The organism is Cupriavidus taiwanensis LMG 19424, assembly GCF_000069785.1.
In the GTDB taxonomy this organism is placed as follows: domain Bacteria; phylum Pseudomonadota; class Gammaproteobacteria; order Burkholderiales; family Burkholderiaceae; genus Cupriavidus; species Cupriavidus taiwanensis.
Genome location: NC_010530.1, coordinates 555,245 through 571,932 on the forward strand (window position 1 = coordinate 555,245; position 16,688 = coordinate 571,932).

12 protein-coding genes are annotated in these 16,688 nt (G+C 68.1%); 7 read left to right on the top strand and 5 right to left on the bottom strand.

Going from position 1 to position 16,688, the window contains the following annotated elements:
- Window positions 1–9 precede the first annotated feature (9 nt).
- From RALTA_RS18220 to RALTA_RS18230, 3 genes are all read left to right on the top strand, one after another.
- On the top strand, window positions 10–1,251 hold the full coding sequence (locus tag RALTA_RS18220) for an NADH:flavin oxidoreductase (protein WP_012355360.1): 1,242 nt from the start codon (window positions 10–12) through the stop codon (window positions 1,249–1,251).
- A 75-nt stretch (window positions 1,252–1,326) separates the two neighbouring features.
- Complete coding sequence (locus RALTA_RS18225; RefSeq protein ID WP_012355361.1) at window positions 1,327–2,403, top strand: Rieske 2Fe-2S domain-containing protein; 1,077 nt, start codon at window positions 1,327–1,329, stop codon at window positions 2,401–2,403.
- Window positions 2,404–2,405: 2 nt separating this feature from the next.
- Window positions 2,406–3,197: an SDR family oxidoreductase gene (locus RALTA_RS18230; protein ID WP_012355362.1), complete on the top strand. Its 792-nt coding sequence runs from the start codon at window positions 2,406–2,408 to the stop codon at window positions 3,195–3,197.
- 60 nt (window positions 3,198–3,257) lie between these two features.
- Here the strand turns inward: RALTA_RS18230 and RALTA_RS18235 are convergent, their stop codons facing one another.
- On the bottom strand, window positions 3,258–3,521 hold the full coding sequence (locus tag RALTA_RS18235; RefSeq protein WP_157877196.1) for a hypothetical protein: 264 nt from the start codon (window positions 3,519–3,521) through the stop codon (window positions 3,258–3,260).
- A 31-nt stretch (window positions 3,522–3,552) separates the two neighbouring features.
- On the opposite strand from RALTA_RS18235, the gene RALTA_RS18240 reads away from it, so the two are divergent.
- The 3 genes from RALTA_RS18240 to RALTA_RS18250 all read left to right on the top strand — a co-directional run bounded on the left by RALTA_RS18240 (window position 3,553) and on the right by RALTA_RS18250 (window position 8,859).
- On the top strand, window positions 3,553–4,746 hold the full coding sequence (locus RALTA_RS18240; RefSeq protein ID WP_041232459.1) for a helix-turn-helix transcriptional regulator: 1,194 nt from the start codon (window positions 3,553–3,555) through the stop codon (window positions 4,744–4,746).
- Between the two features lie 147 nt (window positions 4,747–4,893).
- Window positions 4,894–6,402, top strand: a complete 1,509-nt coding sequence (locus RALTA_RS18245) for a DUF1254 domain-containing protein (RefSeq protein WP_197536827.1) — start codon at window positions 4,894–4,896, stop codon at window positions 6,400–6,402.
- Between the two features lie 159 nt (window positions 6,403–6,561).
- Window positions 6,562–8,859, top strand: coding sequence for an arylsulfatase (locus RALTA_RS18250; RefSeq protein WP_041232460.1), 2,298 nt, complete (start codon window positions 6,562–6,564; stop codon window positions 8,857–8,859).
- Between the two features lie 90 nt (window positions 8,860–8,949).
- Here RALTA_RS18250 and RALTA_RS18255 read toward each other — a convergent pair whose 3' ends face one another.
- From RALTA_RS18255 to RALTA_RS18270, 4 genes are all read right to left on the bottom strand, one after another.
- The gene (locus tag RALTA_RS18255; protein WP_242405293.1) at window positions 8,950–10,194 is read right to left on the bottom strand and encodes an anaerobic sulfatase maturase; all 1,245 of its coding nucleotides are present in this window, start codon (window positions 10,192–10,194) and stop codon (window positions 8,950–8,952) included.
- A 132-nt stretch (window positions 10,195–10,326) separates the two neighbouring features.
- Window positions 10,327–11,706 carry a DUF1329 domain-containing protein gene (locus tag RALTA_RS18260; protein ID WP_012355368.1) on the bottom strand — a complete coding sequence of 460 codons (1,380 nt, stop codon included), beginning with the start codon at window positions 11,704–11,706 and terminating at the stop codon, window positions 10,327–10,329.
- 736 nt (window positions 11,707–12,442) lie between these two features.
- A complete protein-coding gene (locus RALTA_RS18265; protein WP_012355369.1) occupies window positions 12,443–13,570 on the bottom strand; it encodes an acyl-CoA dehydrogenase family protein in 1,128 nt (375 codons plus the stop codon).
- 13 nt (window positions 13,571–13,583) lie between these two features.
- Window positions 13,584–14,777 carry an acyl-CoA dehydrogenase family protein gene (locus RALTA_RS18270; protein ID WP_025583334.1) on the bottom strand — a complete coding sequence of 398 codons (1,194 nt, stop codon included), beginning with the start codon at window positions 14,775–14,777 and terminating at the stop codon, window positions 13,584–13,586.
- 360 nt (window positions 14,778–15,137) lie between these two features.
- On the opposite strand from RALTA_RS18270, the gene RALTA_RS18275 reads away from it, so the two are divergent.
- A complete protein-coding gene (locus tag RALTA_RS18275; protein ID WP_041232461.1) occupies window positions 15,138–16,658 on the top strand; it encodes a class I adenylate-forming enzyme family protein in 1,521 nt (506 codons plus the stop codon).
- Window positions 16,659–16,688 lie beyond the last annotated feature (30 nt).

The following is a 16,688-nucleotide window of genomic DNA, read 5'->3' on the forward strand; positions in this document are numbered from 1 at the left end:
AGAGACTGCATGCCCGAGATCCAGACCTCCGCCGCGCCGGCCTTCACGCCGCTTCGCATTGGCCCGCTGACGCTGCGCAACCGCTTTATCAAGGCAGGCGCGAATGAAGGCATGACCCCGCAAGGCTTGCCGACCCGGGCGCTGGTCGAGCACCATCGCGCCATGGCCGCCGGCGGCGTGGGCATGACCACGGTGGCCTACGCGGCCGTGGCCGACGACGGGCTGACCTTCGCGCACCAGCTCAGCCTGCGCGCGGAGCAGGTGCCGCACCTGCGGGTGTTGACCGACGCGGTCCATCGCGAAGGCGCGGCGGCCTGCCTGCAGATCACCCATGCGGGCTCATTCACCACCATGCGCCACGGCGGCAGCCGCGCGCCGGGCAGTGCGTCGTCGGGCCTCAATGCCTTCGGCATGATGCACGGCGTGTATTTCCAGCGCGCGATGCGCGCGCCTGACATGGAGCGCGTGGCCGGCCAGTTTGCCGCGGCCGCGCGGCTGGCGCGCGACGCCGGCTTCGACGCGGTGGAAATTCACATGGGCCACGGCTACCTGCTCAACCAGTTCCTGTCGCCGCTTAGCAACCGGCGGCGCGATGGCTTCGGCGGCAGCGTGGAAAACCGGACCCGCTTTCCGGCCGCGGTGCTGCGCCAGGTGAAGGATGCGGTCGGCGCCGACCTCGCGGTGTGCTGCAAGCTCAGCGTCAGCGACGGCGTGCCGGGCGGCAACCAGCCCGCCGACTCGGCGCTGACCGCGCGCCTGCTGGAGACGGAGGGCGCGGACCTGCTGACCCTCAGCGGCGGGCGCAACGTGGAAAGCCCGTGGGCGTTGTTCGGCAGCCCGATGCCGACCGCACAGATGAAGGCCGCCGCGCCCACGGCGCTGGCGCGCCTGGGCATCACCATGCTGGAAAAGCGCACGCCGCGCGACCTGGCCTTCCGCGAACTGTATTTCCTCGAAGCCTCCCGGGTGGTGCGCCAGGCGGTGCGGATGCCGCTGGCCTATATCGGCGGGGTCAAGTCGCTCGACAACGTGGCGCTGCTGATGGGTGAGGGCTTCGACGCCGTCGCCCTGGCGCGTGCGCTGATCCATGACCCCGCGCTGGTCGCCGGCTGGCGCGACGGCACGCTGCGGCGTTCGGCCTGCGACAGCTGCAATGGCTGTGTCGCGCGCATCTACGATCCCGCCGGCGTCAGCTGCGTGCATGGCCCCGGCAACGACCCCGCGCTGACCCGCATGGTTGCGCTGCAGTAGTCCGATGGGACGATGAGGGCAGGGCCGTACGCCCATATCTTGAAGGTCCCACGGGATTTCAAGGAGACAGACGCCATGAGCGTACAAGGCTACAAGATCGAATCGCGCCCGCCCGAGGCCCGCTACGCGCGCGGCTGGCATTGCCTGGGCCTGGCCGACAGCTACCGCGACGGCAAGCCGCACACGCTGGATATCTTCGGCAGGCGGCTGGCCGCATTTGCCGACTCGACCGGTGCCATCCGCGTGATCGACGGCCACTGTCCGCACATGGGCGCCGACCTCAGCACCGGCACCGTGCAGGGCGACAACCTGGTGTGCCCGTTTCACGGCTGGCAGTGGGGCGGCGACGGCGGCTGCAAGTCCATCCCCTATTGCAAGCGGGTGCCGCCCAAGGCGCGGATCGGCGCCTGGGAGACGTGCGAACAGAACCGCCTGCTGTTTATCTGGCACGATCCCGAAGGCCGGCCGGCCCCGCCGGAAGTGGCGATCCCGCGCATCGACGCCTGCTTCTCGGACGCGTGGTCCGACTGGGCCATGGACGAGATGGTGATCCAGACCAACTGCCGCGAGCTGGTCGACAATATCTCCGACATGGCGCATTTCGGCGTGGTCCATGGCGCGCCGGTGGACTACTTCGCCAACCTGTTCGAAGACCACAAGGCCACGCAGCTGATGATCGGGCGCAGCGCGCGGCTCTCCGGCGACGCGCAACTGACGGCGCTGTCCACGTACTTCGGCCCGGCCTACCACATCACCGACATGCGCGGGCGCATGGGCGACCAGGAGATCCACTCGGTGCTGCTGAACTGCCACGTGCCGATCGACCTGAACAGCTTCGTGCTGCGCTACGGCGTGCTGGTGAAGAAGATCCCGGGGCTGTCCGATGAACAGAACCGCGCCATGGCGCAAGCCTATGTCGACCAGGCCCGCGCCGCGTTCTACGAGGACGTGGCGATCTGGGACAACAAGATCCGCATCGACAACCCGCTGCTGTGCGAGGGCGATGGGCCGATGTACCAGATGCGGGACTGGTACCAGCAGTTCTATACCGACGTCGAGCAGGTACGCCCGTCCAGCGTGGCACGGCGCGTGGTCGAGATGAACCTGGCCAACATCGAGCCGCCGGTGCTGCGGCATGTGTTCGAGGACTGACCATGAAAACCGTGGTCATTACCGGCGCCGCCTCCGGCATGGGCGCGGCCGTGCGCCGGCGCATGCTGGCCGACGGCTGCCGCGTGATCGGGGTCGACCTGCGCGACGCCGACATTCTCGCCGACCTTTCCACCGAACCAGGCCGCGCGGCGGCGATCGATGCCGTGCTGTCGCGGTCGGGCGGACGCATAGACCAGCTGGTCTGCTGCGCCGGCCTGGGCCCGCATGTCGATCCGGCCACGCTGGTGGCGTCAGTCAACTACTTCGGCGTGGTGGCGTTGCTGGATGGCTTGTTCGACGCGCTGCGCCAGGGCTCGAACCCTGGCGCGGTGGTGGTGTCGTCGAACTCGGCGACGCTGCAGTCATGGGAGGGTAGCCCGCTGCGGGATGCCTACCTCGCCGGCGACGAGGCCGGCGTGCTGGCCATGCTGGCCGCCGCTGCGCAGGCCGAAGCCACGCGCGACCAGGCCGGATACATCGCCTACGCCAGCTCCAAGCATGCGGTGACGGCAGCCGCGCGGCAACGCGCGGCGGCGTGGGGAAGGGCGGGAGTGCGCCTCAATGTGGTGGCCCCGGGCGCGGTGGAAACGCCGTTGCTGCAGGCCGGCCTGAACGATCCCCGCTATGGAGACGCCATCCGCGATTTCCTGCCGCCGCTGGGCCGCCGTGCGCAGCCTGAGGAGGTGGCCGCGCTGATCGCCTTCCTGTGCGGGCCGCAAGCGGCCTACATGCACGGCAATGTGGTGTTCATCGACGGCGGCCTCGATGCCGCGCAGCGTCCGCTGACGTTCTGACCCGTTCGGGTCCGTTCTGATCCGCGCTCCCGCCGCGCCCGGCGGCGGGAGCGAGGTGGACTAGCGAAGGTCAATCGTGACGTTGTCGATTTCGCCGGCGAAGCGGTAGTCGCGCGAATAGTCACCGACCGGTGACTGGCTGTCGGTGCCAACATCGAACGGCTCGCTGATCGAAAACAGCGCCGGCACGGTCCGCTCGATGCGGGCCTGGCCCGCGGAGCGGCCGTTGACCCGCAGCGTTGCCACGCCGCCCTTGCCGCGCCCTTTGCCGTCATAGGCAAAGTCCACACCGCCACGGCGGACGTGGAAAAATCCCGTCGGCAAATTTTCACCTGGACACGAGAGGGACAAGTTGATGGCGACTGCCGGGCACTTGGTCGAGCCGTCAATCTATGCATTGGCGGGCTTTTCCGTGGCGCAGTATGGCGAACTGCTCGACGCCATCTATCGCGGGCCGCTCGAGGAAGCCCCCTGGTCCAGCGTGCTCGAATCCGTACGTGTCCTGCTCAACGCCTGCTCGGCGACCCTGGTCCTGCGCCCGCCCACGTTTGACCGCCCCGGCTCGATGTTCAACATGCCGCCGCGGGAGACCTACCGGCGGCAAGGCGTTACGTACAACAGCTACTACCACTCGCTGGACCCGTTTGTCGACCTTCCGCCGGGCATGGTGACCACGGTGGATAAGTTCGTCGGCGCCGAGGCATGGTGCCGCAGCCCCATCTACCAGGAACTGCTCAAGGACCTGGACATGCGCTATGTGCTCGGCGCGGATATCCAGACCGCCGACGGCGTGGTGTGCCGCTTCCGCCTGTGCCGGGGCCATGACGCGCACGACTTCTCGGAGAAGGACCAGGCCGTCTGCCTGGCGCTGCTGCCGCATATCAAGCGCGCGGTCGACCTGTATTCCCGCATCGACGTGGCCGAGTCCGAGCGCGGCCTTTACGCGTATGCGGTAGACCGCATGCTGATCGGAATGGTGCTGCTGGACGACCAGGGCATGGTGCTCAAGGCCAATGCGGCCGCGCGCACGCTGCTGGGCGAGAACGACGGCATCCGCCTGCGCGGCGGCAAGTTCGAGTTTGCGGACTCGCGCGATCGCGGCCGCTTCCGTGAGCTGGTCCGGCGCTCGATCGATTCGATCTCGGCCACGCAGGATGACGGCGCCGCCGCGCCCATGGTGGAGGCGATGTCGCTGGCCAGGCCGTCCGGCACGGGCCGCCTGGAAGTGCTGATCCGCGCCATCCCGATGCGCGAATGGTCGGAGGAGAACAAGTGGTGCCCGGCCTGCGTGGTGGTGATCCGCGACCCGGCGTGCAGCGCACAGACCTCGGTCGAGGTCTTGCGCCAGTTGTTCGACTTCACGCCGACAGAGGCATCGCTGGCACTGCTGATGGCCAACGGCGCTTCGCTGGAGGATGCGGCCGAAGCGCTGAAGGTCAAGACCAATACCGTGCGCGCCCATCTGCGCGCAATCTTCCAGAAGGCGGGCGTCACGCGGCAGGCGGAGCTGGTGCGCACGCTGCTCAACAGCGTCGTGTCGCTCAGCTGAGCCAGGCACGTGCCGCGTCGCGGCGCCACCCATATTTGCAGTAGAGGCCTCTTGCCCAGGAAGACGATGCCGTCGACCGGCGTTGCCGGGACACTGGCAGGCGTGGCGGCGCAGCGTGCCGCTTTCTCTTGCTCAAGGAGCCTGCCGATGAACGCCAACTGGATGCGGCACGCCCGCATCGCTGTCCTTGCCCTCGCCTGCCTGCAGGCCCACGCCCGTCCCGCGCCGGCGCTGGCACCACTGCCCGCCGCTGGCATCGATGCCCGCATAACGCCCGCACAGATCGAAGCGCTGACCCGGCAGGCCTACTTCTGGGGCCTGCAGCAGACCGGCTTCTACGAACTGCGCTACGTCTTCACGCAGGCGCAGCAGATGCCGGCCTACCGCGGCATCAACCGCCTGGCGCAGACCCGCCAGCTCTTCACCGCCAGGGAGCGCTTTGCTACCACCCCGAACGCCTCGACGCTGTATTCGGGCGGCTTCTTCGACCTGTCGCGACAGCCGGTGGTGGTCACTTCGCCCAAGGTCGACGATGGCCGCTACTGGAGCATCCAGGCGCTGGACCAGTACGCCGACTGGTTTTTCATGGTGGGCAGCCAGTTCACCGGCAACGCGGCGCAGCGCTACCTGATCGTCGGGCCGGACTGGAAGGGCACCTTGCCGGCGGGATTCCGCGGCACGGAGGTGGTGCGGGCGCCTTCCAACGCGTTTTCGATCACGCTGCGCGTGGCGGTCACCACGCGCGACGCTGCCGACTTCGCGGCGGCGCACCGGCTGATGGACGGCGTCAGTGTCGAGCCGCTGGAGCGCTGGCAACGCAACGGCGGCAAGCCGGTGCCGCTGGCCGAGGTGCCGACACAGCCTGCGAACTACCGCACCTTTGCACGCATGGCGCAGATTCCGGATGTGGCCAGATCGATGACCGCGACCGACTACCTGCAACTGGCCAGCCTGGTGATCAACGACGACACACTGACCCAGCGCAGGGACTCGGTGACCGAGCGCGAGACCCTGCGCGCGCTGGCGCCACTGGGCCTGCGCAAGGGCGTGCAGTTCGATCCGCAGCGGCTCACGCCCGCGCAGCGCCGCGCCGTGCAACGGGGCTTCGACGCCGCGCGCGCCGAAGCACGCACGGCATTCAGCGCGGCGCAGGTCGACATGAACGGCTGGAAACTGCAGAGCAGCCTGTTCTACGACCCCAACGACTACAAGGTCAGGGCCGGCGCCGCGGACATCGCCTGGGGCAGCCCCGTGCCATACCAGTCGCACACCATCGCCTACGCCATGACCGACGCGCACGGCAAGCCGCTGGACAGCGCCGGGCGCTACACCATGACGCTGGACATGAACGACCTGCCGCCGGTCACCGAGTTCTGGGAGCTGCCGGTCTACGACGACAACGGCTACTTCGTCGACAACCCGATCGACCGCTACAGCGTGACCAGCTACCAGGTCGCGGCCGGCCAGTTCGCGGTGCAGGACGGCAAGCTCACGCTGTATTTCCAGCACGACAAGCCATCCGACGCGGCCCAGGCGCGCAACTGGATGCCGCTGCCGGCCAAAGGGCCGTTCAGGCTGGCGGCACGTTTCTATGGCCCGACCGCGCCGCTGGTCGACGGGACTTACGCGATGCCGCGGCTGGTGCGGCGGGACTGATGACAACCCCGGGCGGGCATCCCGTCCGCGCGGAACGGATAGTCCGGGCGGACGATGCCCGCGACGCGGCGCGATGGGAACAATGCGGTAGCCATGCCGGAATCATGCGCGGCGGCAGTGACGCGCCGCCGCGCCGGCCAACGATATCGCAGGACGCCTATGCCATTTTCCCAGAAGTTCATCGCCACTTGCCTGGCGCTGGCCGCCACGCCGGCCTGCCTGCCGGCCCACGCCCAACAGGGCCCGGCGCTTGCCGGTGCCGACCGCGCGCCGGCCTACCAGGTCAAGGCGCCGGCGGGCGCGCCCAACGTGGTGATCGTGCTGCTCGACGATGTCGGCTTCGGTGCGGCCTCGACCTTCGGCGGTCCGGTGCAGACGCCGGTGCTGGAATCGCTGGCGCGGGAAGGCCTGCGCTACAACAACTTCCATACTACGGCGATCTGCTCGCCCACCCGCTCGGCACTGCTGACCGGGCGCAATGCGCATGCCACCGGCATCGGCGCGGTGGCGAACGTCGCCGACGAGCGCCCGGGATACAGCAGCTTCCACACCAAGGACACCGCCACCATCGCGGAGGTGCTGCGCCAGAGCGGCTACAACACCGCGGCGTTCGGCAAATGGCACCAGACCCCGGACTGGGAGTTGTCGCCAAGCGGCCCGTTCGACCGCTGGCCGACCGGCGAAGGGTTCGAGCGCTTCTATGGCTTCCATGGCGGCGAAACCGACCAGTACGAGCCTTCGCTCTATGACGGCACCACGCCGGTGATGCGCCCGCCCGGGCGCGACTACCACCTCAGCGCGGACCTTGCCGACAAGGCGATCGACTGGCTGCGCGTGCAGCACGCGGTCACGCCGGACAAGCCGGTGTTCCTGTACTTCGCCCCGGGTGCCGCGCATGCGCCGCTGCAGGCGCCGAAGGCGTGGATCGAGCCGTACCGCGGCAAGTTCGACCAGGGCTGGGACCGGCTGCGCGAAGAGATCTTCGCGCGACAGAAGGCGCTCGGGGTGATTCCGGCCAATACGCAGCTGACCGCGCGCATGCCGGACCTGCCGGCGTGGGACACGCTGACACCGGACCAGAAGCGGGTCGCGTCGCGGCTGATGGAGGTCTATGCCGGCTTCCTCGAGCATGCCGACGCGCAGGTGGGCAGGCTGGTCGAGGCGCTGAAGGCGAGCGGGCAGTTCGACAACACGATGTTCTTCTACATCGTCGGCGACAACGGCGCCAGCGCCGAAGGCGGCTTGCCCGGCAGCGCCAGCTACTTTGCGCCGGTGCAGGGGCTGCCCGAAAGCGATGCCACCCGGCTGGCGCAGCTTGATGCGCTGGGCGGGCCCGGCACCTATCCGCACTATCCCGCGGGCTGGGCCTGGGCGCTGGACACGCCGTTCAAATGGACCAAGGCGGTGGCGTCTCACCTGGGCGGCACCCGCAATCCGATGGTGGTGACGTGGCCCAGGCATGCCCCGCGCGGCGGGCTGCGCAGCCAGTTCGGCCATGTCAACGACATCGTGCCCACCATCCTGGAAGCCGCAAAACTACCGGCTCCCGCCGTGGTCAACGGCATCGCGCAGAAGCCGATGGACGGCGTGAGCCTGCTCTACAGCTTCGCCGATGCCAGGGCGGCGACGCGCCATACCACGCAGTACTTCGAGGTATTCGGCCATCGGGCCCTCTACCAGGATGGCTGGATGGCGTCGGCCTTCCATAGCCGGCGCCCGTGGACCGTGATCGACTATGGCCAGAAGAAGTTCGAGGACGACCGGTGGGAACTCTATGACCTGAACACCGATTTCTCGCAGGCCCAGGACCTTGCCCAACGCGAGCCGGCGCGGCTGGCGCGGATGCAGGCATTGTTCCAGGACGAGGCGCAGCGCAACCAGGTGCTGCCGCTGCGCAACATGTCGCCGAACCAGGCCGGGACGCTGCCGTCGTTGTCAGCGGGCCGCACCAGCATGACATTCAGGCAAGGCGTGGTCGGCGTGCCGGAGTCGGCCTTGCCCAAGACCTATAACCGCTCGTGGAGTGTGTCGGCCACGATCGATGCCGGTGAGCGGGCGCGCGGCGTGATCGCCACGCTCGGCGGCCACAGCGCGGGATGGTCGCTCTACCTGGATGACGCCGGCGTTCCGGTGTTCAGCTACCGCCTGTTCAACCTCAAGACCGTGGCGCTGCGCGGGCCGGCGCCGCTGACGGCCGGGCGCCACCAGCTGCGCTTCGATTTCAGCTATGACGGCGGCGGCTATGCCAGGGGCGCGGACCTGCAGCTGATGGTCGACGGCAAGCCCGCGGGCAAGGACCGCTTGCCGGCGAGCCCGCCCGGCTTCTACACCATCGACGAGACCTTCGATGTCGGCATCGACCATGGCTCGGCCGCGGGCGATTATCCCGCTGACGCGCTGCCGGGCTATGCCTTCAGCGGCGGGCGCATCGAACAGGTCTCGATCGATCTGCGCTAGCGGCCCCCGTGCGAGTCCTGCGCTACGGCGTGGCCGGCGCACGGAGAACGACGGCGCGGGTGATATCGCTGGCCGGCCTGCCAGCGCGGATCAGTCCGGACATGGTGCGCAGGTATGGCGCCACGTGGCCGAAGAAGCGGTAATAGCCGTCGCAGAGGTAGTCAGGCCGGGCTCGCCGTCGCGCGTCGTGGTGAAGCGGTGCTTCGGGCAGCCGCCCCAGCAGCCCTTCAGCATCTTGCACTGCGTGCATTGCCGCGGCAGCGAGCGCAGCTTGTCCTGCCCGAACGCATGCTGGGCCGGCGAGTCGACCATCTGCGCCAGCGACGCCGTGCCGAGGTTGCCGAGCCGGTATGCCGGATAGACGTAGTGGTCGCAGGCATAGACGTCGCCGTTGTGCTCGACCGCCACGGCCCGCCCGCACGTCGGCTGGTGATGGCAGGCGGCGCCCGGCTCGCCCATGTAGTTCGCCAGCGCCCATTCGAAATTCATCACGTGGACGGTGCCGACATCGCGGCGCACCCACACGTCGAAGATGGCATTGAGAAAGTCGCCGTAGGCGCCGGACGGGACCGACCATTCGGTCACGCTCCCGGCGCCACCCGGCAAGGCCTGCGCCAGCACCTTGCCGCCGGGGCCGTGCAGCGTGAGGCCGATGGCGCTGTCGGCCGCGTCGGGGCGGCGTTCCACCACCGGAATGAACTGGATATGCCTGACGCCGTGCGCGAGCAGGAACGCATAGATCCGCAGCGGCTCGGCCGCGCTGCGGCGATTGACGCAGGCCAGCACGTTATGGCGGACGCGATGCGCCTGCAGTGTTGCCAGCGCGCGCATTACCAGCGCGTGGGTCGGCTGGCCACCGGCCGAGACGCGGTAGGCATCGTGGATTTCCGCCGGGCCATCGAGCGACAGGCCCACCAGGAAGTCATGGCCGGCGAAGAAGGCGCACCATTCGTCGTCCAGCAGTACGCCGTTGGTCTGGAAGCTGTTGCGGATGGACCGGCCTGCGCGCCACTGCTGCTGCAGGTGGACCGCCCGGCGGTAGAAGTCCAGGCCCAGCAGCGTGGGCTCGCCGCCCTGCCAGGTGAAGACGACTTCGGCGCCGGGTGGATGCGATGCGATGTAGTTGCGCACATAGGCGGCCAGCACATCGTCCGGCATGCGGCGCTTGCGTTCGCCGGGGCCCAGTCGATACAGCGCGGCTTTTTCCAGATAAAAGCAGTAGGCGCAGTCCAGGTTGCAGTCGGATCCGCTGGGCTTGGCCATCGCATGGAACGGCCCGGACTGGTGCGAGTGGGGCGGCGAGGTGGAAGGCGAGGGGGCAGGGGAGGTGGTCATGGCGCTTGGCCACGCCGGCGCCAGCCGTGACGGTGAAGCGCGCGGCCTGTGGCGAACTGGATTGCGGAGGGGACAGCGCAGGAAACAGGCCAGGCCGGGCGAAGTCGCGCCCGGCCTGGCATCACGATCCGGTCAGGTACCCGACCCCCGCGCCGCATCCGGCGAGAAGAAGGCCTCGCTGAACTCCGGACTGTTGTTCAGTTTCGGCATCGGGCCTTCGTTGGTCAGCCGGTCCGCCAGGTACGCGCCCGAGATCAGGTCATGGTAGAACGTGGTGGTCGGGTAGTAGCGTCGCGCATCATAGGCATAGACGGAAGCCTGCAGGTTGGTGCGCCACAGCTGGCCGCGGCCGTCGTAGTTGTCGGCGGCCAGCGCCTGCCAGGTGTCTTCGTCCAGGAACAGCACGCGCTTCGCATACTGGTGGCGGAAGCCCGACTTGAGCGTGGCTTCCAGGATCCATACGCGGTGCAGCTCGTAGCGCATCACGTCCGGGTTGGCGTGGCCGTTGGTCAGCAGGTCCTTGTACTTGACCGAAGCGCTCAGCAGCTTGTAGTTGTGGTACGGGACATAGATTTCCTTCTTGCCGACGATCTTCCAGTTGTAGCGCTCGCCGGAACCGTTGAAAAGACGGTCGTCATCCACGGTGCGGAAGCCGCCTGGACCCTGCGGCTGGTCGAAGCCGAACTCCGGCGCCTGGCGCACGCGCCGCGTGCCGGGGTTGTAGATCCAGGTGCGGTTGGTGTCCGAGCCTTCCTGGTCCCACACCGCGTAGCCCACGATCACCTGGCCGCGGTCGCGCAGCGGCAGGTCGGTGGCGGTGCGGAAGAAGGAACGGTCGTTGAGCTTGTTTTCAGGGTCGAACTTGCCGTGATTGCGCGGCGAGAAGATGTTGTACGAGACCCGGCCCCAGGCGATCGAGCCGTTGGGATAGACCACGGCCTGGTCATACTGCGCCTTCTCCGCGCCGATGGCCGACGAGAAGCGCTGGTTCCACAGCAGCTCCATCGCTGTCTTCGGGATCGGATAGGGCACCTGCGGTCCGGCGTCCTTCAGGCCGTTGGCGTCCGGGGTCATGCTGACGGTGGTGGCGTAGGTGCGGATGTCCTTGTAGGCCGCGTCTTCGTAGCGGAAATCGCGATGGCTCGGGTACACCGGCATCTTGAAGGTGTCGGGGTACTTCTTGAACAACGCCTTCTGGCCTTCGGTCAGCCGCTCGGCATACTGCGCCATGTTCTGCGCGGTGATGACGAACAGCGGCTTCTCGTCGCCGTAAGGGTCCGGATAGCGCTCGCCACGTTGGTATTTGACCTGGGGCGGCGTACCCAGCCACTTGCCGCTCCACGCCGGCACATCGCCGTCCTTGCTGGCGGCGCGCTCGGCGCCCATCGGCGTGAGGTTGCCGTCAAGCTGCTTGAGTTCTTCCGGGGTGACCTTCGCCCACGATGCCGCGGCCAGTGCCATGCTGGTCACCAGCAGGCCGCCGCGCAGCAGTCGATGTGTAGTGGATGTCATTGCAGTCTCGCTCCTTGGGAATGGCCGGCGACTTCCGTGCCTGTGGACACAGGGTAGTGACGGCGCCGCGGCCGGGAATCGTTGGAACGGACTAGTGGATTTCCCTTAGGGGGTGAGTGGCTTGTTGGGGGTGATGTAGGGGAGGGGTTTGGGGGCTGGGGTGTTGGCGGTGGGTTTGGGTGTTGGTGCTTGGCGGGCGCTGCTGTTTCGCCGGCGTAGCCGGCGACCTCCTTTCTGTCCGAGCGACAGAAAGGAGGCAAAGAGCGCGTCGCCTAAGCGGCTGGCTAAGGCGGCGTTGGTGGCTCTGGCGGTGGTGACTTGCGGTTGTGTTGGTGGTGGTTCCACCCTGCTGACGCTACCTGGATGTGCCTGGCGTCCAAGGTCGGATGGACGAACCCGACTTTAGGTTGGTGGCAGCCTGCTTATGACGTTATTGGTGGGACGCCTTCGGCTGCGCTGCGCGCGCGCTCTATCTCAGGTCTGCTGCTCTGGCACGGAGTGCGTCGCTGCGCTCGCACGGCGTTGTCGCGTGCGAGCCCAAGGGTCTTTCTCTCTCGCTTGTTTGCTCCCCTCTCCCGCTTGCGGGAGAGGGGCGGGGGAGAGGGCCGGCGCATGCACGAAGTACCGCATCAATGGATGCGCTCCTGCATCTTCCCCCGGATTTCGACTGAACCAAAAAGGCAGGCCGGGTCCTTACCCGGCCTCAGGGCAACCTTGCGGCCGGTGGCCGCGGGGATCAGGCTTCCATCACTTCGCCGAAGCGCTGCAGGTGGTAGTCGCTGTCGCCCAGCAGCTGGTCCAGCATGGTCAGGCGCTTGAAATAGTCGCCCACGGACAGCTCGTCGGTCATGCCCATGCCGCCGTGCAACTGCACGGCCTGCTGGCCGACGAAGCGGCCGGCGCGGGCCACCGTGACCTTGGCGGCGGACAGCATGCGGCGGCGCGCGGCGGGGTCGGTTTCGTCCAGCGCCTGCGCGGCGACGTAGGCCATCGACAGCGCCAGTTCCTTCTGCACCAGCATGTCGGCCATGCGGTGCTGCAGCGCCTGGAAGCTGGCCAGCGGCTTGCCGAACTGCTGGCGCGTGCCCAGGTATTCGCCGGTGATCTGGATCAGCTTTTCCATCGCGCCGGCGCCCTCGGCGCACAGCGCGGCGATGCCGTGTTCCAGGCCGACGCCGAGTGCCGCCAGGCCGTCGGCGGGCTGTCCCACCAGCGCGCTGGCCGGCACGGTGACGTTCTGCAGCGACAGGTCGGCGGCGCGCAGGCCGTCGATGGTCGGGTAGGCGGTCACCGTCAGGCCCTTGCTGTCGCGCGGCACCAGGAACAGTGCGATGTCGTTGCTGCCCGCGATGCGCGCGGTCAGCAGGTAGGCGTCGGCGGCGGCGCCGTGCCAGACCACGCTCTTGGTGCCGCTGATGACGTAGCCGTCGCCGCTGCGCTCGGCGCTGGCGCGGGCCGATTCCGGACGGTAGCGCGTGGTCGGCTCCAGGTAGGCCAGCGTGACGATGCGCTCGCCCGAGGCGATCGCGGGCAGCCATTCCTGCTTCTGCGCGTCGCTGCCGTGGGCGGACAGGATGGCGGCCGCCATCACGCCGCTGGGCGTGACCGGCTCCAGCACCAGGCCTCGGCCCAGCTCGCGCTGCACCACCAGCTGGCTGGCGGCGCCTTCGCCGAAGCCGCCGAAATCGGCCGGCACGGTCAGGCCCAGCACGCCCATTTCGGCCAGCTTGTTCCACATGCCGCGGTCCAGGCTCTCCCCCTGGCGCGCGCTCTTGCGGCGGGCCTCGAAGGTGTATTCCGTATCGATGAAGCGGCGCAGGCTGTCCGCCAGCATCTGTTGCTCTTCGCTGTAGGTAAAGTCCATGTCAGCTATCCCTTCAGAAACCCAGGATCATCTTGGAGATGATGTTCTTCTGCACTTCGGTCGCACCGCCGTAGATCGAGGTCTTGCGCATGTCGTAGTAGGTCGAGGCGGCCGGCGCGGCCCAGTCCGGTCCCGACACCGGCTGCGTCGCGCCGGGTTCGAGCCAGTCCGGCGAATACGGCCAGGCATTGGGGCCGGCCACTTCCATCATCAGCATGGCCAGGTCCTGCTGCACCTCGGAGCCGCGGATCTTGACGATCGATGCTTCCGGCCCCGGCGTGCCGGCGGCCTGCGTGGCCACGCGCAGCAGCAGCATCTCCAGCGCCATGATGTCCATCTCGACGCGCGCGATCTTGTCGCGCATGCGCACGTCTTCAATCAGCGGGCGCCCGGCGCCGTCGGTGGCCTGCGCGGCATAGTGCTTGAGCTGGCGCAGCTCGCGGTGGCAATGGCCGATGCCGGCAATGCCGGTGCGCTCATGGCCGAGCAGGTACTTGGCATAAGTCCAGGCGCGGTTCTCTTCGCCGACCAGGTTCTCGACCGGCACTTCGACGTCCTCGAACCAGGTCTCGTTGACATCATGGCCGCCGTCGAGCGTGGTGATCGGGCGCACGGTCACGCCCGGCGACTTCATGTCGATCAGCAGCATCGAGATGCCTTCCTGCGCCTTGGCTTCGGGATCGGTGCGCACCAGGCAGAAGATCCAGTCGGCGAAGTGCGCCATCGTGGTCCAGGTCTTCTGGCCGTTGACGATGTACTTGTCGCCTCGGCGCACCGCGCGGGTCTTCAGCGAGGCCAGGTCGGAACCTGAGCCCGGCTCGGAGTAGCCCTGGCACCAGAAGTCTTCCACGCCGGGGATGCGCGGCAGGAAGCGCTGCTGCATCTCGGGGCTGGCGTACTTCATCAGCACCGGGCCGATCATGGTCAGGCCGAACGGCAGCAGGCGCGGCGCGCCGGCGCGGAAGGTCTCGATCTCGAAGATCAGGCGCTGCAGCGCGGTCCAGCCGGTGCCGCCCCACTGCTTAGGCCAGGTGGGCGCGCCCCAGCCCTGCGCTTGCAGGATGCGGTGCCAGCGGACGTAGTCGTCCTTCTCCACGCGCTGGTGGTTGAGCACCTTGTTGCGGATGTCTTCCGGCAATTTGGCCTGCACGAAAGCGCGGACTTCCTCGCGGAAGGCCTGTTCCTCGGCGGTGAAACGCAAATCCATCTGAATGTCCCCTGTGGTACGCGGCCTGCGCGGTGCGTAGTGCAAGCCGGCGGTGTTGCCGGGTTGTGCAGCGCGCCATGGCGCAAGCCCTTGCTGTGCCGGCCGATTGTATTGGCGGGCCGGGATTCGTTGCTTTATCAATCCGGAAGGCGTCCTTCGCGCAGGCGGAACCAGCGCATCCCGCAACGCTTGCCGTGGGCGCCAGCATGGGGCCCCTCGCGTGGACGAACACGACCTTAGTGAATTCCAAATGGCTGAGGCGCGGGGCTTGTCGCAAACTGATGCGGCCAGTTTTGGTGTGGCCGGGTGCATTCCGCCGCATATCCGACTCAGCCCGCATTCGAGAGATTCCCCAGCACCATGTCTTCCTTCCGCCCCCGATTCATCCACGAGATTCCCGCCCACTGGGCTGCGCAGACCCCGCAGGCGCCATGCCTGTACGAGAACGGCACCGTTGTCAGCTATGGCGAGCTGTGGCGGCGCATCGAAGCCGCGCGTGACTGGCTGGCGGCGCAGGGCGTGGGCGAGGGCGACCGCGTCATGGTGGTCGGCGAGAACTGCAACGAGATGGTGGTGACGCTGTTCGCCTGCAGCCTGCTGCACGCGTGGCCGATCAACGTCAACGCGCGCCTGTCCGCGCGCGAGATCGGCAATATCCGCGACCACGCGCAGCCCGCGCTGGTGCTGTTCACCGGCCATGTTTCCGACGTGGCCGCGGCGCACGGTGAGCGGCTGGGGGCGCAGGCCACCGGCTGCGCGGTCTATGACGACGGCATGCGCGCCGCCCGTGCGGCCACCGCGCCGCAGCGCGAGCCTGCCGAGCTGGCGCGTAGCGTCGCCACGCTGATCTATACCTCGGGCACCACCGGCGCGCCCAAGGGCGTGATGGTGCCCCACGCGGGGCTGACGCAGTTTGCGCGCATCTCCGCCACCTCGCGCGACATGGGCCCCGCCGATGTCGCCTACGGCGCGCTGCCGATGTCGCATATCTTCGGCATCGCCACGGTGCTGATGGCCACGCTGTACGCCGGCGCCAGCCTGTTTCTGCGCCCGCGCTTCGACGCCAATGAAGTGTTCGAGGCCCTGGCGGAGCCGGGCGTCACCATCCTGCAGGGCGTGCCCACCATGTTCACGCGCATCATGGCGGTGGCGCCCGCGCTGGGCGCGAAGCCCGGCGCTTATCCGCGCCTGCGCTATCTCTATACCGGCGGCGCGCCGCTCGATCCCACGCTCAAGCGGGATGTCGAGACGCTGTTCGGCCAGCCGCTGCACCATGGCTACGGCATTACCGAATACGCCGGTTCGCTCTTCATCACGCGCATGGATGCGCCGCGCGCCGATTGCTCGGCCGGCTACATCGTCGAAGGCGTGGAAATCGCCATCACCGATGCCGCAGGCAAGCCGCTGCCCGCCGGCGAACGCGGCCAGATCCGCGTGCGTGGCCCGGGCGTGATGCTCGGCTACTACCGCAATCCCGAACAGACCGCCGAGGCGCTGCTGCCGGGCGGCTGGCTCAATACCGGTGACCTCGGCTATCTCGACGCCGACGGCGCGCTGTTCATTTCCGGCCGCTCCAAGGACCTGATCATCCGTTCCGGCTTCAACGTGTATCCGATCGAAGTGGAGTCGGTGATCAATGCATTTGCCGGCGTGCGCCAGTCCGCCGTGGTGGGGCGCACCACGAGCGACGGCAACGAAGAGGTGGTGGCCTTCATCGAACTGCAGGAAGGCGCCGAGCTCGACCGCAAGGCGCTGGACGCCTACCTGCGCGACAGCCTGGCGCCGTACAAGCGGCCGGCCGAAGTCCGCACCGTCGACGTGATTCCGACCACGGCGAGCGGCAAGCTGCTCAAGCAGCCGCTGCGCGCCATGCTCGACTAAGCCCCCGGGGCACGCGCCCAGGGAATGACA